Origin of the sequence: Falsiroseomonas ponticola, assembly GCF_016805305.1 — a bacterium.
GTDB classification, from domain to species: Bacteria; Pseudomonadota; Alphaproteobacteria; order Acetobacterales; family Acetobacteraceae; genus Falsiroseomonas; species Falsiroseomonas ponticola.
Map to the genome: position 1 here is coordinate 296,229 of NZ_JAERQN010000008.1, position 20,348 is coordinate 316,576.

At 71.1% G+C, this 20,348-nt stretch carries 19 protein-coding genes, 1 tRNA gene and 1 rRNA gene; 16 read left to right on the forward strand and 5 right to left on the reverse strand.

The features are described from left to right. Nucleotides 1–10 precede the first annotated feature (10 nt). The 6 genes from JJI54_RS22400 to JJI54_RS22425 are packed head-to-tail and all read left to right on the forward strand — an operon-like array spanning nt 11 to nt 6,698. Entirely contained in the window at nt 11–1,324 is a 1,314-nt protein-coding gene (locus tag JJI54_RS22400; RefSeq protein WP_203075285.1) for an LLM class flavin-dependent oxidoreductase, read from the forward strand. A 29-nt stretch (nt 1,325–1,353) separates the two neighbouring features. Continuing rightward, complete coding sequence (locus JJI54_RS22405; protein ID WP_203075287.1) at nt 1,354–2,889, forward strand: ABC transporter substrate-binding protein; 1,536 nt, start codon at nt 1,354–1,356, stop codon at nt 2,887–2,889. Between the two features lie 33 nt (nt 2,890–2,922). Further along, nucleotides 2,923–3,858, forward strand: a complete 936-nt coding sequence (locus JJI54_RS22410; RefSeq protein ID WP_203075288.1) for an ABC transporter permease — start codon at nt 2,923–2,925, stop codon at nt 3,856–3,858. Beyond that, nucleotides 3,855–4,637 carry an ABC transporter permease gene (locus JJI54_RS22415; protein WP_203075290.1) on the forward strand — a complete coding sequence of 261 codons (783 nt, stop codon included), beginning with the start codon at nt 3,855–3,857 and terminating at the stop codon, nt 4,635–4,637. Before JJI54_RS22410 ends, JJI54_RS22415 begins: the two co-directional genes overlap by 4 nt. Nucleotides 4,638–4,650: 13 nt before the next feature. After that, on the forward strand, nt 4,651–5,625 hold the full coding sequence (locus JJI54_RS22420) for an ABC transporter ATP-binding protein (protein WP_226381992.1): 975 nt from the start codon (nt 4,651–4,653) through the stop codon (nt 5,623–5,625). Next, nucleotides 5,622–6,698 carry an ABC transporter ATP-binding protein gene (locus tag JJI54_RS22425; protein WP_203075294.1) on the forward strand — a complete coding sequence of 359 codons (1,077 nt, stop codon included), beginning with the start codon at nt 5,622–5,624 and terminating at the stop codon, nt 6,696–6,698. Before JJI54_RS22420 ends, JJI54_RS22425 begins: the two co-directional genes overlap by 4 nt. Here JJI54_RS22425 and JJI54_RS22430 read toward each other — a convergent pair. The 3 genes from JJI54_RS22430 to JJI54_RS22440 form a co-directional block, all read right to left on the reverse strand. Further along, a complete protein-coding gene (locus JJI54_RS22430; protein WP_203075295.1) occupies nt 6,695–7,873 on the reverse strand; it encodes a pyridoxal phosphate-dependent aminotransferase in 1,179 nt (392 codons plus the stop codon). The genes JJI54_RS22425 and JJI54_RS22430 overlap by 4 nt on opposite strands. A gap of 67 nt (nt 7,874–7,940) precedes the next feature. Further along, a complete protein-coding gene (locus JJI54_RS22435; RefSeq protein WP_203075296.1) occupies nt 7,941–10,124 on the reverse strand; it encodes a xanthine dehydrogenase family protein molybdopterin-binding subunit in 2,184 nt (727 codons plus the stop codon). A gap of 1 nt (nt 10,125) precedes the next feature. Then, nucleotides 10,126–10,578 (reverse strand): (2Fe-2S)-binding protein, encoded by a 453-nt coding sequence (locus JJI54_RS22440; protein WP_203075298.1) that lies wholly within the window; start codon nt 10,576–10,578, stop codon nt 10,126–10,128. A gap of 239 nt (nt 10,579–10,817) precedes the next feature. On the opposite strand from JJI54_RS22440, the gene JJI54_RS22445 reads away from it, so the two are divergent. From JJI54_RS22445 to JJI54_RS32825, 10 genes are read left to right on the forward strand one after another with little or no spacing between them, the layout of a single operon-like run. Beyond that, nucleotides 10,818–12,374, forward strand: coding sequence for an amino acid adenylation domain-containing protein (locus JJI54_RS22445; protein ID WP_203075300.1), 1,557 nt, complete (start codon nt 10,818–10,820; stop codon nt 12,372–12,374). Nucleotides 12,375–12,404: 30 nt separating this feature from the next. After that, nucleotides 12,405–13,097: a class I SAM-dependent methyltransferase gene (locus tag JJI54_RS22450; RefSeq protein WP_203075302.1), complete on the forward strand. Its 693-nt coding sequence runs from the start codon at nt 12,405–12,407 to the stop codon at nt 13,095–13,097. Between the two features lie 10 nt (nt 13,098–13,107). Next, nucleotides 13,108–14,085: a methyltransferase domain-containing protein gene (locus JJI54_RS22455; protein ID WP_203075304.1), complete on the forward strand. Its 978-nt coding sequence runs from the start codon at nt 13,108–13,110 to the stop codon at nt 14,083–14,085. 2 nt (nt 14,086–14,087) lie between these two features. Then, a complete protein-coding gene (locus JJI54_RS22460; protein ID WP_203075306.1) occupies nt 14,088–15,068 on the forward strand; it encodes a glycoside hydrolase family protein in 981 nt (326 codons plus the stop codon). Then, nucleotides 15,065–15,736: an acetyltransferase gene (locus tag JJI54_RS22465; RefSeq protein WP_203075308.1), complete on the forward strand. Its 672-nt coding sequence runs from the start codon at nt 15,065–15,067 to the stop codon at nt 15,734–15,736. The genes JJI54_RS22460 and JJI54_RS22465 overlap by 4 nt, the downstream gene beginning before the upstream one ends. A 1-nt stretch (nt 15,737) precedes the next feature. After that, nucleotides 15,738–15,977: an acyl carrier protein gene (locus JJI54_RS22470; protein ID WP_203075310.1), complete on the forward strand. Its 240-nt coding sequence runs from the start codon at nt 15,738–15,740 to the stop codon at nt 15,975–15,977. Next, nucleotides 15,967–16,707: an SDR family NAD(P)-dependent oxidoreductase gene (locus JJI54_RS22475; RefSeq protein ID WP_203075312.1), complete on the forward strand. Its 741-nt coding sequence runs from the start codon at nt 15,967–15,969 to the stop codon at nt 16,705–16,707. The genes JJI54_RS22470 and JJI54_RS22475 overlap by 11 nt, the downstream gene beginning before the upstream one ends. Before the next feature lie 2 nt (nt 16,708–16,709). After that, the gene (locus JJI54_RS22480; protein ID WP_203075314.1) at nt 16,710–17,480 is read left to right on the forward strand and encodes a GNAT family N-acetyltransferase; all 771 of its coding nucleotides are present in this window, start codon (nt 16,710–16,712) and stop codon (nt 17,478–17,480) included. Then, nucleotides 17,477–19,021: a tetratricopeptide repeat protein gene (locus JJI54_RS22485; RefSeq protein WP_203075316.1), complete on the forward strand. Its 1,545-nt coding sequence runs from the start codon at nt 17,477–17,479 to the stop codon at nt 19,019–19,021. Before JJI54_RS22480 ends, JJI54_RS22485 begins: the two co-directional genes overlap by 4 nt. A gap of 18 nt (nt 19,022–19,039) precedes the next feature. Continuing rightward, a complete protein-coding gene (locus JJI54_RS32825) occupies nt 19,040–20,074 on the forward strand; it encodes a class I SAM-dependent methyltransferase (RefSeq protein WP_203075318.1) in 1,035 nt (344 codons plus the stop codon). Between the two features lie 74 nt (nt 20,075–20,148). On the opposite strand, the gene JJI54_RS22495 is transcribed toward JJI54_RS32825, so the two are convergent. Further along, nucleotides 20,149–20,222, reverse strand: a tRNA-Met gene (locus tag JJI54_RS22495). A 47-nt stretch (nt 20,223–20,269) separates the two neighbouring features. Beyond that, a 5S ribosomal RNA gene (rrf, locus tag JJI54_RS33185) occupies nt 20,270–20,348 on the reverse strand; the annotation flags it as partial.

A 20,348-nucleotide genomic window follows, 5' to 3' on the forward strand; every position in this document is an offset into this window, starting at 1 on the left:
GAGACCGTCCATGCGTGAGATGCATCTCCTCGCCTATCTGAAGACGGGGCCGACCGCGAACCACATGGGCGCCTGGCGCCACCCGGATTCGGACCTGCGGGACATGCTGGACCCCGCGCGCTACGAACACATCGCCCGCGTGCTGGAAGCGGGCTTCTTCGATGGCCTCTTCTTCGCCGATGGCCTCGGCCTGCATGACATCTACAAGGGCGGCTTCCACACGCGCCTCGAACTCGGCGGGCAGATCAGCTTCCTCGACCCGATGATGGTGCTGCCGCTGATGGCCCGCGCCACGACGCATCTCGGCATCGGCACCACCCTCTCCACCACCTTCCACCAGCCCTACAACCTGGCGCGCACCCTCGCCTCGCTGGATATCCTGTCCGGCGGGCGCGTCGCCTGGAACATCGTCACCTCCACCCGCAACGAGGAAGCGCGCAATTTCGGCATGCCGGAACTGCCGCCGCGCGACCTCCGCTACGACATGGCGGATGAGGTGGTGGAAGCCTGCTGCGCGCTGTGGGAATGCTGGGATGAAGGCGCCATCGTCGCCGACAAGGATCGCGGCATCCTGGTCGATTCCAGCAAGGTCCGCTACGCCGACTACAAGGGCAAGTGGTTCAGCACCCGCGGCCCGCTGACCATCCCGCGCAGCCCGCAGGGCCGGCCCGTGCTGATGCAGGCCGGCTCCTCCCCCCGCGGCCGCGCCTTCGCCGCGCGCTGGGCGGAGATGATCTTCTGCCCGCAGCACACCAAGTCGGACATGCAGTCCTTCTATGCCGACATCCATGCCCGCATGGCGGCGCTCGGCCGCCAGGCGGAGGATTGCGTCATCATGCCGCAGATCGAGGTGGTGATCGGGGAGACGGAATCGATCGCGGAGGAGAAGGCCTCCTTCCTCGAATCCCTCGTCGATCCCGAACTGGTGCTGGCCGCGCAGTCCAGCGCGCTCGGCGTCGATCTCGCGGCGAAGGTGGAAGACGTGGCCGAGGCCGCGGAGAAGCGCGGCACGCAGGGCATGCAGGGCTCCATGGACCGGCTGAAATCGGTGATGGAGAAGGAAGGGCTGAGCTTCAAGCAGGCCGTGCAGAAGTCGCACCGGGACATGATCTACGGCACGCCGCAATCCGTGGCCGACCAGATGCAGGACCTGTTCGAAAGCCGCGCCTGCGACGGCTTCGTCGTCTCCCAGATGGTCTTCCCCGCCTCGCTGGAACAGTTCTGCCGCACCGTGGTGCCGGAACTGCAGCGCCGCGGGATCTTCCGCAAGGCGTATCGCGGGCGCACCCTGCGGGAGAACATCCGCGCGACACCGAAGGGCTGAACGAACCACGAAGCAAGGGAGCCGGGACCATGACGAGCATCGACAGGCGTCATTTGTTACTGGGCGGGACATCGCTGCTGGGCGCCGCCGCGCTGCCGGCATCCGCCCAGGCGCCGGAGCCGCGCCGCGGCGGCACGCTGACCGTGGGCTTCGACGACAATGCCCGCACGATGGACCCGACCTTCTCCATCCAGTTCTCCGAACGCCAGGTCCTGTTCCTGATCTACAACACGCTGACCACCATCGGCACGGACTTCTCCATCCAGCCGGAGCTGGCGCGCAGCTGGACGATCGAGAATGCCGGCCGGCGCTACGTGCTGCGCCTGCAGGAAGGCGTGAAGTTCCATGACGGCACTGACTTCAACGCGGAGGCGGTGAAGTACAATCTCGACAGGCGGCTCGACGAACGCGTGAACTCGCCCCAGCGCAGCGTGCTGCGGCCGGTGATCGAGAGTGTCGAGGTCGTGGCGCCGCATGTCGTCGCCATCAATCTCCGCACGCCCTATCCGAGCCTGCTGGCGGACCTCGCGGATCGCGCCGGCCTCATGGTCTCCCCCACCGCGGCGGAGCGGCTGGGCCAGGATTTCGGCCGCAACCCCGTGGGCACCGGCGCCTTCACCTTCCGCCAATGGGTGCAGGGCACCTCCATCACGCTGGAGCGCAACCCGAACTACTGGGAACCGGGCCGGCCCTATCTCGACCGCGTCGTCTTCCGCAGCATCCCGAACCAGATCATCGGGATGCAGCGCCTGATCGTGGGCGAGGTCGATTACGTGGACAGCCTGACGCCGGAGCATATCCGCCAGGTGGAGGGCCGGGACGGCATCGTGGTGCAGCAGGCCCGCGTCGGGCGCTGGTATTCGCTGCAATGGCAGGTGGACAAGCCCCCCTTCAACAATCCGCTGCTGCGCCGCGCCATCGCCCATGCGCTGGACCGGGACCGCATCAACGCCATCACCATGGGCGGCCGCGGCACCATCGCGAATGGGCCGGTGCCGCCGGGGCTCTGGTGGTCCTCCCCCGACAGCGTCGTGCACAATCATGATCCCGCCCGCGCGCGGCAGCTGCTGGCGGAAGCCGGCATCGCGCCGGGCACGGAGATCACGCTGGCCGCGCCTTCCGACCCGCTGCTGCGGCAGATCGTGCAGCTGGTGTCGGAACAGCTGGGCGCGGTCGGGCTGCGCGTGGCGCTCGCCCCCGTCGCGCAGTCCGAATACTACGCCCGCACCGTGCAGCGCGCGATCAACTTCACCCCCATGGCCTGGACGCAGCGCGCCGACCCCGACGGGTTGTTCTTCATCCTGTTCCACAGCCGCGGCTTCGCCAATTCCACGGGCTACAACAGCCCGGACCTCGATGCCGCCCTCGATGCCGCGCGCGCCACGACGGATGTGGAGGAACGCAAGCGTCTCTACGCCCGCGCCAAGGAGATCGTGGTGACGGACCTGCCCTATGTACCGCTCTACTTCGCGGCGGAATACGCGGCCGTCAGCCGCCGCATCCAGGGTTGGGTCTGGACGCCGGACCAGATCCCCCGCTTCCGCTACGCCTGGCGGGCGTCCTGACGCCTTGCGGCAGCGCCCGGGCCATTCCGCGCCATGATCGGCTTCGCGCTGCGGCGCCTGGCCTGGGTGCTGCCGAACATCGTCATCCTCACCTTCCTGCTCTTCGCCACCACCAGCGGCTGGCTCGGCAGCCCCGCCGCGATGATGCTGGGCACCGATGCCTCGCCCGCCGCCATCGCGGAACTCAATGCCCGCTTCGGCTTCGATGATCCGATCGTGGTGCAGTATCTCCGCTGGGCGGGCGGCGCGCTGACCGGCGAATTCGGCCGTTCCTACAGCACGCAGCAGCCCGTGGCCGCGATGATCGCGCCGGCCTTTCCCGTCACCATCGAACTCGCCTTCTGGGCCATCCTGCTCGCCGTCGTCACCTCGGTCGGGCTGAACAGCCTGGTGGTGGCGCGGCGCCTGATCGGCGCCGTCAGCACGGGCTTCAGCATCATCGGCGTCACCATCCCCAACTTCATGCTGGGCGCCACGCTGATCACCATCTTCTCGGTCTGGCTGGGCTGGCTGCCGACCACGGGCTGGGTACCGTGGGAGGATGGGGCGGGCCTCCACCTCAAGCACCTCATCCAGCCCGTCGTCACGCTCTTCGCCTTCTATTTCGGCTCCTTCAGCATGGTCTATCGCGCGGAATACCGCGCGGTGGAACGCCAGCTCTTCGTCCGCGTCGCCGCCGCCAAGGGGCTGTCCGACAGCGCCGTCTCCTTCCGCCATGTCCTGCCGAGCGCGGTGCTGCCCGTCATCACCTATGTCGGCCTCACCCTCGGCCAGCTCGTCGGCGGCGCGGTGGTGACGGAGACGGTCTTCTCCATCCCCGGCCTCGGGCGCCTCTTCGTCACGGCCATCGGCAGCTACGACTATCCCGTGATGCTGGCGGTCGGCAGCATCATCCTGGTCGGCGTCATGGTGACGAACCTGCTGGCCGACCTCGCGCTGGCGGCGATGAACCCGCAGATCCGGCTGTGACGGCGCGGCGCTTCCGCCTCGGCCTGGGCGTCGCCCTGGTGGCGATCATCGCGCTGGCCGGGCTGCTCGCGCCCTGGATCGCGCCCTTCGATCCGAATGCCTCCGGCGCGGATGTGCTCTCGGGCGCCACGGCGACGCATTGGATGGGCACGGACGACCTCGGCCGCGATGTCTGGTCCCGCGTGCTGCATGGCGCGCGCATCTCGCTCCTCGTCGGCCCGCTCGCGGCGCTGGTGGCCGCGATCATCGGCGTGCCCTTCGGCCTGCTGGCGGGCTATGCGCGCGGGCGGCTCAACCAGTTCCTCGTGCAGGTCATGGACCTCTTCATCGCGCTGCCCAACCTGGTGCTGGCGCTGATCATCACCGTCATGGTCGGCGCCACGCTGCTCAACATCGTGCTCGTGCTCGGCGTGGTCATGTGGCCGGAGATGGCGCGGCTGGTGCGCGGCCAGGTGATGAGCCTGCGGGAGACCCCCTTCATCGAGGCCGCGCGCGCCATCGGCTGCAAGCCGCATCGCGTGCTGTTCCGGCACATCTGGCCGAACATCATGCGCATCGTCGCGGCGCAGATGGCGATCGCCGTCTCGGCCGCGATCTTCACCGCGGCCAGCCTCGGCTTCCTCGGCCTCGGCCTGCCGCCGCCGGCGGCGGATTGGGGCAGCATGGTGCAATCGGGCTTCGACTACCTCTCGCTCAACCCGCTGCTCAGCCTGGCCCCCGGCGCCGCCGTCGCGCTGACGGTGCTGGGCTTCTACCTGGTGGGCCGCAGCGTTGAGTGACGCCGGAGCACCCTTGCTGAAGATCGAGGGCCTGCGCACGGTCTTCGGCGCCGCCGGGCTGCCGGAGATCGCGGCCGTCGATGGCGTGGACCTGACGGTCGCGCGCGGCCGCACGCTCGGCATCGTCGGGGAGAGCGGCTGCGGCAAGTCCGTCCTCAGCCTGTCCATCATGCGCCTGCTGCCGCCGCCCGGCCGCATCGCCGCGGGGCGCATCCTGTTCGGCGGGCAGGACCTGGCGGCGCTGCCGGCGCGGGCGATGCGGCAGGTCCGCGGGCGGCGCATCGCCATGATCTTCCAGGAACCGATGACCAGCCTGAACCCGCTGGCCAGCATCGGCGCCCAGATCGCGGAGGCGATCCGCACGCATGACCGCGGCGCCTCCGCCGCCGACCTCCGCGCCCGGGGGATCGAGGCGCTGCGGCGCGTGCGCATTCCCGCCCCCGAAAGGCGGATCGACGACTACCCCCATCAGCTTTCGGGCGGCATGCGGCAGCGCGTGATGATCGCCATGGCGCTGTCCTGCGCGCCGGACCTGCTCATTGCGGATGAGCCCACCACGGCGCTGGACGTCACCGTGCAGGCGCAGGTGCTGGACCTGCTGCGCGATTTGCAGGCGGAGACGGGGATGGCGATCATCCTCATCACCCATGACCTCGGCGTGGTGGCGCGCATGGCCGATGAGGTGGCGGTGATGTATGCCGGCCGCGTCGCCGAACAGGCCAGCACCGCCGCCATCTTCAACGACCCGCAGCACCCCTACACGCTCGGCCTGCTCGGCAGCATCCCCCGCATCGAGGCCCGGCCCGGCCGGCTGCCGGCGATCGAGGGCACGGTCCCGCCCCCCTTCGCCCTGCCGCCGGGCTGCCGCTTCGCGCCCCGCTGCGTCTTCGCGGATGCCGCCTGCGCCTCGGCGCCCCCGCCGCTGCGGGACATCGCGCCGGGCCAGCGCGTCGCCTGCTTCCGCGCCCCGGTGGAGGATGCGCCATGACGACGCCGCTGCTGGAGGCGACCGGCCTGGCCCGCCACTACGCGATCGGCGGCGGGCTGTTCAGCCGCAGGCCCGCCGGCCTGGTCCGCGCCGTCGATGGCGTCTCCTTCTCGCTGGCGAAGGGGGAGACGCTGGGCCTGGTCGGTGAATCCGGCTGCGGCAAATCGACCCTCGCCCGCCTCGCCCTGCGGCTGATCGATCCCATCGCCGGGACGCTGCGCTTCGAGGGCCAGGACATCACGCGGCTGGAGGGGGAGGCGATGCGCCGCCTGCGGCAGCGCATGCAGATGGTCTTCCAGGACCCCTTCGCCTCGCTCAACCCGCGCATGACGGTGGCGCAGATCCTGGCGGAACCGCTGCTGGTGCATGGCATGGGCGATGCCCGCCAGCGCCGGGCCCGGGTGGAGGCGCTGCTGCCCCTGGTGGGGCTGGCGGCGCACCACGCCGACCGCAAGCCGCATGAATTCAGCGGCGGCCAGCGCCAGCGCATCGGCATCGCCCGCGCGCTGGCGGTGGAGCCATCGCTGGTGGTCTGCGACGAACCGGTCAGCGCGCTCGATGTCTCCATCCAGGCGCAGGTGGTGAACCTGCTGAAGGACCTGCAGGCGCGGCTCGGCCTCTCCTACCTCTTCATCGCGCATGACCTGGCGGTGGTGCGGCATGTGGCGGACCGGGTGGCGGTGATGGTGCTGGGGCGGATCATGGAAATCGCGCCGGTGGAGGACCTCTATGCCCGTCCCAGCCACCCCTATACCCGCATGCTGCTGGCCGCCGTGCCGCGGCCGGACCCCGCCCAGCGCCACCTGCCCGGCGCCGCGCCCGCCGCCGCGGACCTGCCCGGCCCGCTCGCCATCCCCCAGGGCTGCCGCTTCCACCCGCGCTGCCCCCTGGCGGTGGAGGCCTGCCGGCGGGAGGAACCCGCCCTGCAACCCCTGCCCGGTGCCCCCGGCCATCTGACCGCCTGCTGGCGCGCGGCCGAACTGCCGGCCTGGCTGCCACCGCCCCAGGCGCCACCCGGCCCCGCGGCGGCGCGGCGCCTGGCGCTGTATGCCCAGCGGCGCGACGCGGTCTAGCCCAGCACCCGCGCCAGCCGCGCCACCGCTTCGCGCGCCAGTTCCGGGCTGATGGCGAAGCAGATGCGGATGAAGCCCTCGCCCTCCGGCCCGAAGGCGGTGCCGGGGGCCACGCCGACCTTGGCTTCCCGCAGCAGGCGGAAGGCCAGGTCCAGGCTCTTCTCCCCCGTCTCCACCCGCGCCATCAGGTAGAAGGCGCCCTCCGGCGGGAAGACGGTCACGCCCTTCAGGCGGGACAGGCCCTCCACCATGATGGCGCGGGCCTCCGCGCAGCGGCCGACCATGGTGCGGATGAAGCCGTCCCCCTCCTCCAGCGCCGTCACCGCGGCGTGCTGGATGAAGGTGGGGATGGAGGTGGTGTTGTACTGGCCGAGCTTGCCGAAGGTGGCGGCCAGCCCGTCCGGATAGACGATCCAGCCGGCCCGCCAGCCCGTCATCGCCCAGTTCTTGGAGAAGGTGTTGGTGACGATCAGCCGGTCCGACGGCGTGGCGATCTGCAGGAAGGACGGCGCGATGGCGTTGCCGTAGGTGAAGTGGTTGTACACCTCGTCGGAGATGATCCAGAGCCCCCTCTCCCGCGCCGCCGCCAGCAGCGCCTCCATCTCCCCCATCGGCATCACCCAGCCCGTGGGGTTGGAGGGGGAGTTCACCACGATGATCCGCGTGCGCGGCGTGACGGCGGCCAGGATGTCGGAAAGCGGCAGGCTGAAGCGGCCATGGGCGCCCTGGCGGTAGGGCACCGTCACCGGCACGCCGCCGGTCACGCGCACCGCCTCGCCCAGGTTGGGCCAGCCGGGGACGGGGATGATGACCTCCTCCCCCGGCTCCAGCAACGCCTGGCAGGCCTGCATGATGGCGTTCATGCCGCCGGCGGTGATGGCGAAGCGCTCCGGCGCCACCTCCACCCCCCAATGGCGGCGGTGGTAGTCGGACAGGGCGCGGTGCAGGGCGGGGATGCCGCGAGAATAGGTGTAGCGCGTCTCCCCCGCCAGCATGGCGCGGTGCGCGGCTTCCACGACGAAATCGGGGGTGGGCAGGTCGCCCTCCCCGATCCAGAGCTTGACCACCTCCGGGTCGTCCCGCCCCCGGTCGGCGACCAGCCCGATCTGGCTGGTGCCGACCCCCTGGATGCGGGCGGGCAGGACCCGGGTGAGGTCGATGGCGGTCTGGTCCATGCGGAAAGGCGTCCCCTGGCGGAGCGGAGCGGATGCCCCGCCGCCGCCGCCGGGGCAAGCCCCCGGCTTATGCGCCGAGCGCCGCCCGCACCCGGTCCCGCGTGAAGGGCATGGCGGAGAGCCGCCGCCCCGTCGCCGCCAGCACGGCGTTGGAGATCGCCGGCGCGACGGTGCCGAGGCCGAGTTCGCCCGCCGGCAGCGGCGTCTCGCCGCTCCGGATCAGCCGGACCTGGACCCGCGGCGTGTCGCCGGCGCGCAGCACCTCGTAATCCCCGAAATTGGTCTGCTCCACCGCGCCGTCCTTGAAGGTCAGGCGCTCCGTCAGCGCGCTGGAGACGCCCCAGAGCAGCGAGCCCTCGATCTGGCGCATCGCGTTGCGGGGCTGCACGGGCAGGCCGATATCGGCGGCGCACCACAGGCGCAGCACGCGCAGCCGCCCATCGGCGCGGTCCACCGCCACCTCCGCCACCGTGGCGGCCAGCGATTCGCCGAGCTGCGGCAGGCCGAGCTTGGCGAAGCCGATGCCGAGGCTCGTCCCCTCACGCCGCCGGCCCCATTCCGCCATGGCGCCCACGGCCTCCACCACCGCCTTCGCGCGCGCGTCCTTCAGCAGGGCGACGCGATAGGCCAGCGGGTCGGCATTGGCCTGGCGGGCCAGGTCGTCGATCACCGCCTCCACCGCGAAGGCGTTGGGCCCGGCGCCGATGCCGCGCCAGGGGGCGGTGCGCACGCCATGCTCCCGGTACACATGCTCGGTCAGCGCCGCGGGCACGTCGTAATGGGCGACATTGGCGTGGTAGGTGACGATGTGGTCCACGCCGCGCTGGGCATCCAGCCGCGCCCGGCCATAGAGGATCGGCACCACCAGATCCGCCGCCAGCCGGTGGCGCCAGCCCGTGATCTTCCCGGCCCCGTCCAGCCCGACATCGATGCGATGCGCGGTCATCGGCCGGACATGGGCGTTGGCGATGTCGTCCTCCCGCGTCGCCATCACCTTCACCGGGCGGCCGACGGCCTTGGCGATGGTCACGGCCTCGATCGCGTAGTCGATGGCGGCGCGCCGGCCGAAGCCGCCGCCCATGGTCAGCATGTTGACCTTCACGCGCTCCGCCGGGATGCCGGCGATCTTCGCGGCCTCGTCCCGCACCAGGCTCGGCCATTGCGTGCCGGCCCAGACCTCCACCGCCTCCGCCGTGACATGGGCGACGCAGGTCAGCGGCTCCATCTGCGCGTGGTAGGTGTAGTCGCTGGTGAATTCGGCGGTGTGCACGCGCGCGGCACCGGCGATGGCCTGCGCGGCCTCCCCGGCCCGGACCACGGCGACGCCCGCCTTGGCGGTGTCCCGCGCATCGGCCAGGTAGCTGGCCAGCGCGGGTTCGGAGGAATGGGTGGCGCCTTCGCCGGGGGTCCAGGTGACGGCCAGGTCGCGCCGCGCGGCCAGCACCGCCTCCACCCTCTCGCCCACGATGGCGACGCCCTGGTCGAGCGGCAGCACATGGGTGATGCCCGGCCGGGCCAGCAGCGCCGCGCCGTTATGCGACTGCGGCCGGGCGCCGAGGCCGGGGGAGCGCGCGACGGTCGCGTGCAGCATGCCCGGCAGGCGGATGTCGATGGCGAAGACCGCCTGGCCCGCCGCCTTGGCCGGCACGTCGAAGCGGGCCACGTCGTGGCCGACCAGCCGGAAGGCGGAGACCGGCTTCAGCGCGGCGGGGGTGATCTCCGGCAGGGTGGCCGGCACGGTCGCGAAGGCGGCGACCTCCCCATAGCCGATCCGGCGGCCGGAGGCGGCGTGCACCACCACGCTCGGCTCCGTCGTCAGCTGGTCCACCGGCACGCCCCAGCGGGCGGCAACCGCATCCAGCAGCACGCGGCGCGCCTGGGCGCCGGCGATGCGCAGCGGCATCCAGTAGCCGCGCACCGACAGGCTGGCGACGACGAACTGGCTGCGGAAGACCGGGCTGTCATAGGCCGGGCGCACCGGCGCGGTCTCGATCCGGACGCGGGCCCAATCCGCGTCCAGCTCCTCCGCCACGATCAGCGGCAGGGCGGTGTTGGAGCCCTGTCCCATCTCCGGCACCGGGGCCTGGATGGTGATGGTGCCGTCCGGGGCGATGCCGACATAGGCGTTGAGGGTGGCCGGGCCGGAAGCCGCGGACTGGGCCTCCGCCGTGCCGGGGCCCGCGAAGGCGAAGCTGAAGGCCAGGCCGGTGCCCAGCAGGCCCCTGCGGGAAAGGGTGATGCCGTCGGTCATCTCAGGCGCTCCCCACGGCCTGCTCGATCGCGTCCGCGATCTGGTTGTAGGTCGCGCAGCGGCAGAGGTTGCCGTCCATATGTGCCAGGATCTCGTCCCGCGTCGGGCGCGGGGTGCGCGCCAGCAGGGTGGCGGCCTGCATGATCTGGCCGGTCTGGCAGTAGCCGCATTGCGGCGCCTCCACCGCCACCCAGGCGCGCACCAGCGGGTGGTTGGCGCCGCCGGGCAGGCCCTCGATCGTCGTCACCGCCTTGCCCGCCGCGGCGGAGGCCGGGATGGAGCAGGAGCGCACGGCCTCCCCATCCAGGTGCACGGTGCAGGCGCCGCAGGCCGCGACGCCGCAGCCATATTTGGTGCCGGTCAGGCCGAGATGCTCCCGCAGCACCCAGAGCAGCGGCGTCTCAGGCTCCGCCGCCACCGTGACGGCGCGGTTGTTGACCGTGAGCGAGATCATGAAGTTCCTCCATCCTGTCCAGCGGCCTTCATCGAGCCGTCCATGGTCCCAAGGCACCCCCCGCCACCCCGTGGCGCGGCCGCCGCACACATGGAGGAGCCGTCATGGGCCGTCAATCGAAGGTTGCAGCCCGGCGGGGGGGGGTCGCCGTCATTGCGCTGGGGGCGGGCCGCCGGTAAAGCTGGCCGCCCCGCCGGCCGGCCCGAATGGCCCCGGCGGACGGCACCGGGTGGCGATGGATGGGCGGCTATCACTACAACCTCGGCGCGCTGTTCGCCGAACGGGCGGTGCTGGCCGCCGATGCCCCGGCGCTGCGCTACCCCGGGGGCGACATCGCCCATGCCCGCCTGCTGCGGGATGCGGAGGCGCATGCCGCCCTGCTGCTGCGCCAGGGCCTGGGGCGCGGGGATGTCATCGCCATCGCCCACAACAAGGCCGCCGCCTCCTATGCGCTGATGCTGGGGGCGCTTCGCCTCGGCATCCCCTATGTCGCGATCGACACCGCCTCCCCCGCCGCGCGCAACGCCCATATCCTGCGCATCAGCGGCGCCCGCGCGCTGTTCGTGGATGAGGAGGCGCATGGGCCCGCCATGCGGGAGCTGGCGGACAGCGCCGGCATCCCGGCCCTGATGCTGGCGGAGGAAGCGCCCGCGCCGACGGCGGCGGAGCGCGCGGCGCAGCAGGAAGCGATGGCGGCGGTGGATGGCGCCTGCATCGCCTACATCATGTTCACCTCCGGCTCCACCGGCCTGCCCAAGGGCGTGGCGGTGACGCACCAGAACGTCCTGCACTTCATCGAATGGGGCAGGCAGCGCTTCGGCATCGGGCAGGGCGACGTCTTCGCCAATCTCAGCCCGATGTATTTCGACAATTCGGTCTTCGACTTCTATGTCGGGCTGTTCAACGGCGCGGCGCTGGCGCCGGTGCATCGCAGCCTGCTGACGGCGCCCGCCGCCCTCATCGCCCATGTCGCGCGCATGGGCTGCACCATCTGGTTCTCCGTCCCCTCGCTGCTGATCTACGTCACCACGATGAAGGCGCTGACCGCCGCGGCGCTGCCCGCCATCCGCTGCATCATCTTCGGCGGCGAAGGCTACCCGAAGACGGAGCTGGTGAAGCTGCACCGGATGTATGGCGGCCAGGCGACGCTGGTGAACGTCTATGGCCCCACCGAATGCACCTGCATCTGCAGCGCGCATGACATCACCGAGGCCGATTTCGCCGACATGGCGGGGCTGCCGACGCTCGGCCGGCTGAACCCCAATTTCGACCATCTGGTGCTGGACGAGGATGGGCAGCCCGCCGCGCAGGGGGAGCTGTGCCTGATCGGCCCCAACGTCGCCGCCGGCTACTTCAACGACCCGGACCGCACCGCCGGCGCCTTCGTCACGCTGACGGAGCCCGCGCGCTTCATGAAGCGCATGTACCGCACCGGCGACCTGGTGCGGCAGGAAGGCGGGCGGCTGCATTTCGTCGGCCGCAAGGACAACCAGGTCAAGCACATGGGCTACCGGATCGAGCTGGAGGAGGTCGAGCACGGCCTGGCCCGGCTGCCCGGCGTGGTGCAGGCGGCGGTGGTCTACCACCGCAGCAACGCGGCCTATGGCAAGCTGATCGGCTTCGTCGCCGGCAGCGCCACGGCGGAGGAAGCGGCGCTGCGCCGGCAGCTGGCCCAGCACCTGCCCGACTACATGATCCCGAGCCGGATCATCCCGGTGGACCATTTGCCGAAAAGCCCGAACGGCAAGGTGGACCGGCAGCATCTGGCGGCGCTGCTGGCGGAGCAGGCCGTTTGACCGGCGCCGGGCAGAGGATGCGAGGCCCGCATGGCTGACGAACCCGCCATCAACGCGAATTTCGAGAGCTTCTACGCGAAGCGCGCGGGGGCGCGGACCTATCCCACCGAATTCGTCGTGCGCATCTTCCTGGCGCAGTATCCGGGGCTGCGCTTCGCGAAGCCCGCGCCGGGGGCGCGCATCCTGGACGTGGCCTTCGGCGACGGGCGCAACACGGGCTTCCTCTGCGAGCAGGGCTTCGACGTCGCCGGCATCGAGATCACCCAGGGCATCGTGGACCAGACCACGGCGCGCCTGGCCTCCCACGGACTGAAGGCCGACCTCCGCGTCGGGCGCAACACCAGCATCCCCTTCCCCGATGCCAGCTTCGACGTGATCCTGGCCTGCGCCTGCTGCTACTATTGCGACGAGGGCGAGACGATGCAGGACAACCTGCGCGAATACGCCCGCGTGCTGAAGCCGGGCGGCACGCTGATCGCCTCCGTCGCCGACCGCGCCTCCTACATCTTCCAGGGGGCGGAGCCGCTGCCCGACGGGTCCTGCCGCATCGCGCAGGACCATTACGGCAACCGCGTCGGCTACCGCCTGCACGGCTTCGCGGACCGCGCGGGGCTGGAGGCCTATTTCAGCCCGGCCTTCCAGGATTTCTCCTTCGGCCATGCCAGCAACGACTATTTCGGAATCGGCGAGAAGCTGTTCTGGATCGTCTGCCGCAGAACATAGGACCGTGCCGATGCCGACCATGATCGCCTTCCGCTGCCCCCATCCCGGCTGCGGCGCCAGCCTGGCGGAGAGCGCGGATGGCACGGGCCTGGTGTGCGCCGCCGGCCATGCCTTCCCCTTCGCGCCCGGCACGCGCATCCCGGTCTTCGAGGACGCGCCCGCCGGCAGCAGCGAATACTCCATCGTCGATGCCGCGGCGATCCACGACAACGCGCTGCGCTGGCTCTTCGCCACCTTCGGCACGGATGAGGCGACGCTGCGCGAACGCCTGGTCGCCCGGCTGCGTTTGCGCCCCGGCCAATCCGTGCTGGTCACCGGCGCGGGCGCGGGCAACGACCTGCCGCATATCGCGGAGAAGCTCGGCGGCCAGGGCAGCATCCACGCGCAGGACATCGCGAGCCAGATGCTGCTGGCGGGTGCGGAGCGCTGCGGGGATGCGATCGCCGCCATGGGCATCGACATCCGCTTCTCCGTCTGCGACGCCACGCGCCTGCCCTATGGCGATGCCGTCTTCGACGCCGCCTACCATTATGGCGGCATCAACCTCTTCTCCAGCATCGAGCGCGGCATCGCGGAGATGGACCGCGTGGTGAAGCCCGGCGGCCGCATCGTCATCGCGGATGAAGGCATGGGCGCCTGGCTGCTGAAGTCGGAACTCGGCCGCGCGCTGATCGCCAACAACGCGCTCTATGCCCACCAGGCGCCGCTGGCGCTGCTGCCGGAGACGGCGCGCGACGTCACCCTCTCCTTCGAGCTGCACAACTGCTTCTACGTCATCGACTTCACCCGGGGCGACGGCCCGCTGCCCATCGACCTCGACGTGCCGCATGTCGGCCGCCGCGGCGGCAGCATCCGCAAGCGCTTCGCCGGGCAGCTGGAAGGCGTCGATCCCGCGCTGAAGGAGGCGCTGTACCGGGAGGCGGAGCGCCAGGGCGTCAGCCGGGTCGAGTTCCTCGAGACGGCGCTGCGCGCCGCGCTGGGGCGCTGAGCATGCATCCGCTGCGGCGGTCGCTGGAATCGGGGCGGCCCTTCGCCTGGCGGAAGGCGGGGCGCGTCTATGCGCCGGACATGCCCGGCTTCACCCATGGATCGCATCCCTGCGCCATCCACCACGCGGGCGACCGCTTCGTCATCGCCTTCACCTGCCGGGATGCGCAGCAGCGATCCCAGGCCTTCCTGTCCCACGCCACCATCCGCGACGGGGCGATGGTGCTGGAGGGCACGCCCAGGCTGGTGATGACGCATGGCGCGCCCGGCACCTTCGATTGCGACGGCGTCATCGGCGTCTGCATCGTGCCGCAGGGCGGGCGGACCTACCTCTATTACGTCGGCTGGCAGAACCTGCCGGAGGGCATGTGGATCTGCGACACCGGGCGCGCGATCCTCGACCTCGACAACCTGACCTGCACCCGCGAATTCCAGGGCCCCGTGCTGGGGCGGGACAAGTCGAACCCGCTTTTCGCCGCCGCCACCGCCATCCTGGTGGAGGATGGACGCTGGCGAACCTGGTACAATTCCGGCATCAGCTGGACGCGGACGGAAGCGGGCTGGCTGCACCATTACGGCATCCACCACGCCCATTCGGCCGATGGCGTGGACTGGACCTGCGACCCCGGCCTGGTACTGCCCTTCAAGGACGAACACGAATACGCCTTCGGCCGGCCGACCGTGATCCGGCGCGACGGCATCCTGTTCATGTGGTTCGCCCACCGCGCCTCCCCGGGCATCCCCACCTACCGCATCGGCTTCGCCCATTCGCGGGATGGGATGAGCTGGACGCGGCGGGACGACCTGGCCGGCATCGATGTCTCGCCCGATGGCTGGGACAGCGAGATGATCTGCTACCCCTATGTCTTCGAGCATGGGAATCGGACCTACATGCTCTACAACGGCAACGGCTACGGCAGGACCGGCTTCGGCCTTGCGGTGCTGGACGAGGCGGGGACCGGGGAGGGGGCCGGGCTGGCATGAAGCGCATCGTGCTCGCGGGCAATGCCGTCACGGCGGAGATCCTCGTCCCCTATCTCCGCGCCGATCCGCGCTACACGGTGGTGGGGCTGACGGTCGATGACGCCTGGGTCGGGGGCGGCAGCGCCTTCGGCCTGCCGGTGGTGGGCCTCTCGGGCCTCCCGGCGGCCTTCCCGGCGGCGGACTGCGCCATCGTCATGGCCATGGGCTATGGCGGGGTGAACGGGCATCGCCGGTCCATGTTCGAACGGCTGAAGGCCATGGGCTACGCGATCGAGACCTACCTGCACCCGCACGCCCTGATCCACACCAGCCACCCGATCGGGGAGGGCAGCGTCATCCTGCCCGGCGCGCTGGTGGAGCCCGAGGCGCGGATCGGCGCCGACACCATGGTCTGGGGCAACGTCACCGTCGCGCATCACGCGACGGTCGGCGACCATGCCTGGATCGCCTCCGGCGCCGTCATCTCCGGCAAGGCCGTGATCGGCGACCAGTGCTTCATCGGCGTCAACGCCACCATCGTGAACGCGGTCACCGTCGGCGCGGCCACCATCGTGGGCGCCGGCGCCCTCATCACCCGGGACGTGGCGCCGGATACGGTGCACCTGGCTCGCTCGGCGGAGAAGTTCCGCTTCGGCGCCCAGGACTATGCCCGCCATTTCGGATTCTGACATGAACCAGCGCCTCAGGACCCTTCTGTCGGATGTGCTCGGCCTCCGCGCCAGCGAGATCCGGATCGACCTGCCGCGATCGGCGATCGCGAGCTGGGATTCGCTGAAGCAGATGGACCTCGTCACCTCGCTCGAACGCGAATACGGGATCGAGCTGGAGCTGGCGGACATCATCCGCCTGGATTCCATCGCCAACATCGTCGCCGTGCTGGCCGACAAGGGAGTCGACCTTGCGGATTGAGGGCGCCATCGTCCTCGTCACCGGCGCGGCGCGCGGCCTCGGCCTCGCCATCGCCACGCATCTGCAGGGCCGTGGCGCCACCGTCATCGCCGCCGACATCGACGCCGCCGCGCTGGCCAACCTTCCCGAGGGGATCGAGGCAGCGACGCTCGACATCACCGATCCGGCCGCCGTCGCCGCCTGCGTGCAGGCGATCTGGGCGCGGCATGGCCGCATCGACGTGCTGGTGAACAATGCCGGCGCCATCCATTCGGAGCCGATGATCGACATCATGCGGCCCGACGCGATGATGCATGACCTCGGCCGCTTCCGGCGCTGCCTGGCCGCCAATCTGGAATCCGTCTTCATCATGACATCGGGCGTGGTGGAGCAGATGGCGCGCAAGCGCGTGCGCGGCCTCATCGTCAACATCAGCTCCATCAGCGCGCGCGGCAATGCGGGGCAGACGGCCTATGCGGCGGCCAAGGCGGGGGTGAACGCCATGACCGTGACCTGGGCCAAGGAATGGGGCCCCTTCGGCATCCGCTGCAACGCCGTGGCACCCGGCTTCATCGACACGCCCTCCACCCGCAGCGCCCTCGCCCCCGCCCATCTCAAGCATGTGGAGATCAGCACGCCGCTGCGTCGCCTCGGCCGGGCGGAGGAGGTGGCGCAGGCCGTCGCGAGCCTCGTCGAGAACGATTTCGTCAACGGCATCGTGCTCGACGTGCATGGCGGGCTGTCGATCTGACCATGCACAGGCTTCCCGCCGCCGATGCCCGCAGGCTGCTGCCGCGCTACCTGGCGGAGCCCGCCTTCTTCCCGCTGGTCGCGGCGGTGCTGGAAGGGCGGCAGGACGGCGTGGTGTGGGCGGATGACCCCGCCGATCCCCGCCAGGCCTATGTCGAGCACCGCTTCGGCTTCGCCCAGGCCTTCGGCGCGCCGAACCCGGAATTCGAGGCCGCCCTGGCCGGCTACCTCACGGCCCGCGCCTTCCCGGTCGAGAAGGTCAGGCTCTACACGCCGCTGCTGCCCGCCTGCCTGGCGGCGCCCGCCTTCCAGCCGATGCGGTCCGAACGGCAGCGCTACCGCCTGGCCGCGCCCGCCGCCACGGCCGCGCCGGGGGAGGCCCGCCCCGCCACCGCGGCGGATGCCGCCGAACTGCAGGCCCGCTTCGGCATCGTGACGCGCTTCTGGCGCAGCGAAGCCGATTTCATCGGCGGCGCGCAGGCGCAGCTCATCCACCGGGAGGGCCGGATCGCCGCCCTCTGCTACGCCGCCGCGACCGGCGGCGGCCGGGCGGAGATCGATGTGCTGACCGACCCGGATTGCCGCCGCCAGGGCCTGGCGCGGCAGGTGGTGGGCGCCTTCATCGCCGCCTGCGGCACCGCGGGGCTGGAGCCGGTCTGGGACGCCTTCACCAACAACCTCCCCTCCATCCGCACCGCGCTGTCGATGGGGTTCGTGCCGTCGGGGCCCGCCTATGCCTTCTTCACCATCCCCCGCGCCGCGGGGACGCCATGACCGCGCCGCTTGAGGTGGCGCTGGCCACGCTGACGAGCCTCGGCGGCGATGCGGCGCGGGAACGGCATGCGGAGTTCTCCGCCAGCCTGGTGACGCTGCTGCAGGCCGATCCCGCGGCCATCCCGGACCTCGCGCGCCACCAGGCCGCGCTCAGCCACGGCTTCGCCTACTACTACTGGAAGTGGGACCCGCGCGGCACGGCGCTCTACGACCCCGTGGCCGCCGCCATCGCGCGCTGGTCGGCGGAGCCGCAGCCCCCCGTCAGCCTGCTCTGCGAGCTGGTGGATTTCGTCTATTTCCTCGTCTGGTGCTTCGAGGAATCGAGTTCCGGGCAATGCGCGCGCCTGGTCGGCCCGCTCCGCGCGGCCTCCGAGGGCCTGGCCCGCACGACGGCGCGGCGGGAGCTGCCGCTGCCGGCGGAGGGAAGGCCGCTGCGCGTCGCCTGGCTTGGCATGTTCGCGCAAAGCGACAACCCGATGAGCATCGCGCTCCGCGCCGTGGCGCCGGCGCTGCGGGCCAGGGGCCATCGCCTCGATGTCTATGCCTGGCGCTTCATCGACGATCCGATGCGTGCCCATCTCGCGGCCTCCGGCGCCACGCTGCATGAATTCACGGGCGGCGTGCCGCTCGACACCATCGGGGCGATCGAGGCGCAGGCGCGGTCGGTGCCGCCCGACATCGTCGTCTCCGACATGAACAACGGCGTGCCGACGGCGCTTTTCTCCCGCCGCCTGGCGCCGGTGCAGGTGTTCCTGCAGGCGGGCATGCCCGCCTGGCCGGTCCGGCACCTCGATGCCGTCTTCAACAGCTTCGGCTTCGACCCCGCCCAGGCCGGCTGGGGCGATGCCGCCATGCTGCGCATCGACGCGCCCTGGGACGCCGCCGCGCTGAACCCGCCGGTGCCGGAGGCCGACATCGCCGCCGAACGCGCGCTGCTGCCGCAGGGCACGCGGCTGGTCGGCAGCTATGGCCGCTTCTCCAAGGTCACGATCCCCTACCTCCAGGCGGTGGAACGGATCCTGCTCCGCTGCCCCGGCGTGACCTTCGTGCTGGGCGGCACGGGGGATGCCGCGCATGTGAAGGCCTTCATCGCGGCCAGCCCCGCCGGCGGCCGCATGGCGATCCAGGAACGCTGGGTCGCGGGCCATGTCTGGGGCCATATCCTGGAGATGCTGCTGGACACCTGGCCCGTGACGGGCGGCGTCTCCGCGCGGGAGATGCTGGCCAAGGCGAAGCCGGTGATCACCTGCTACAGCGCGGAGATGCCGGCCATCCACCGCCAGCGCGATGCGGAGCTGGTGGCGGCGGATTGGGACGGCTTCGTGGACAAGGCCGTCCATCTGCTGCAGGACGCGGGCGCCTATGCGGCGGCCTCGGCGCGCGCCGGCGCGCTGGTCCGGCGCCTCAGCGCGGTGCAGACCTTCGAGGATGAGCTGGAAGCCGATTTGCACCTCGCGATCCGGCATGCGCGGCAGCGGCGCCCGGGCCTCGGGCGCATGCTGGCGGGGGTCAGGGGCCTGCTGGGCCTGGGGAGACGCTGAATGGGAGTGGTTGCGGACATGGCCAGCGCGCGAGACAGCTTCGACGCCGCCCTCATCCCCGGCATGCGGGAGAGGCTGGCGGAGGGCTATGCGCGGTTCCGCGCCGCGGAGGCCCGCGCCATCGCGCAGGCCGCGCCGCCGGAGGCCGGGGGCTCGCTCGGTCGCTACCGCAACCGTGACTGCCCCGCCTGCGGCACGGCCGCCCCGGCCGAGGCGATCCTGACCAACCACGGCATCGACATCGTCGGCTGCCCGGGCTGCGGGCTGGCCTATGCGCGGCAGGTCATGGAGGAAAGCGCCGATGCGGCGCGCTACCAGGCCTCGGAGCTGGACATCGAGGCGATGCGCCTGCGCTGTTCCGGCCCCTATCTGGAGCTGGAGACGGCCCGCGCGCGCTACTACCTCGATCGCCTGGCGGAGCATGCGGGCGCGCCCGGCACGCTGCTCGACATCGGCTGCGGCACGGGGACGACGCTGGTCGAGGCGCAGGCCCGGGGCTGGCGGGTGCTGGGGCTGGAGCCGGGCCGCGCCGCGGCCGCGGTGGCGCGGGAAAGGCTGGGCGAGGCCGGGCGGGACCGGGTGATCGAGGGCTATTTCCCGGACGATCTGCCCGCCGGGGAGCGGCGCTTCGACGCCATCACCATCCTCGACGTGCTGGAGCATTTCGTGGATCCGATCGGCTTCCTGCGCGTGATCGCGCGCCACCTGGCGCCGGGCGGGCGGCTTTTCGTGCAGGTGCCCAACTGGGACAGCCTGCTGGTGCAGCTGGAGGGCAAGGCGAGCTCGGTGATCTGCACCGGCCATTGGAGCCACTTCAGCCCGGCGACGCTGCCGGCGCTGCTGGCGCGGGCGGGTTATCGCTGCCTGCATGTGGAGACGGTGGTGAGCGAGGCGGACCGCATCGAGGCGTTTCCGCTGGCGGCGCAGCAGGCGGTGGTATCGCGGCTGCGGCCTGGCGAGGCGTGGGCCGGGGTTGATCGGGCGGCGCGTGCGGCGCGGCTGCACGGGTTGGGGCTGAGCTACAAGCTGATCGGGGTGTTTGCGCCTGGGTGAGAGCGTGTTTGTGTTGTTGGGTTGTGGACGCGAAACAGCCCTTAGATCGATGATCTAAGGGCTTAATTCATGGGATGCGGGGACAGGATTTGAACCTGTGACCTTCAGGTTATGAGCCTGACGAGCTACCGGGCTGCTCCACCCCGCGGTGGTGTGTGTGTGTTCAAACGGTGAGGAGTACGATCCGGCGTGGTGGCCCGGCGGCGACCGACTCTCCCGCATCTTGAGATGCAGTACCATGGGCGCTGGAGTGTTTCACGGCCGAGTTCGGGAT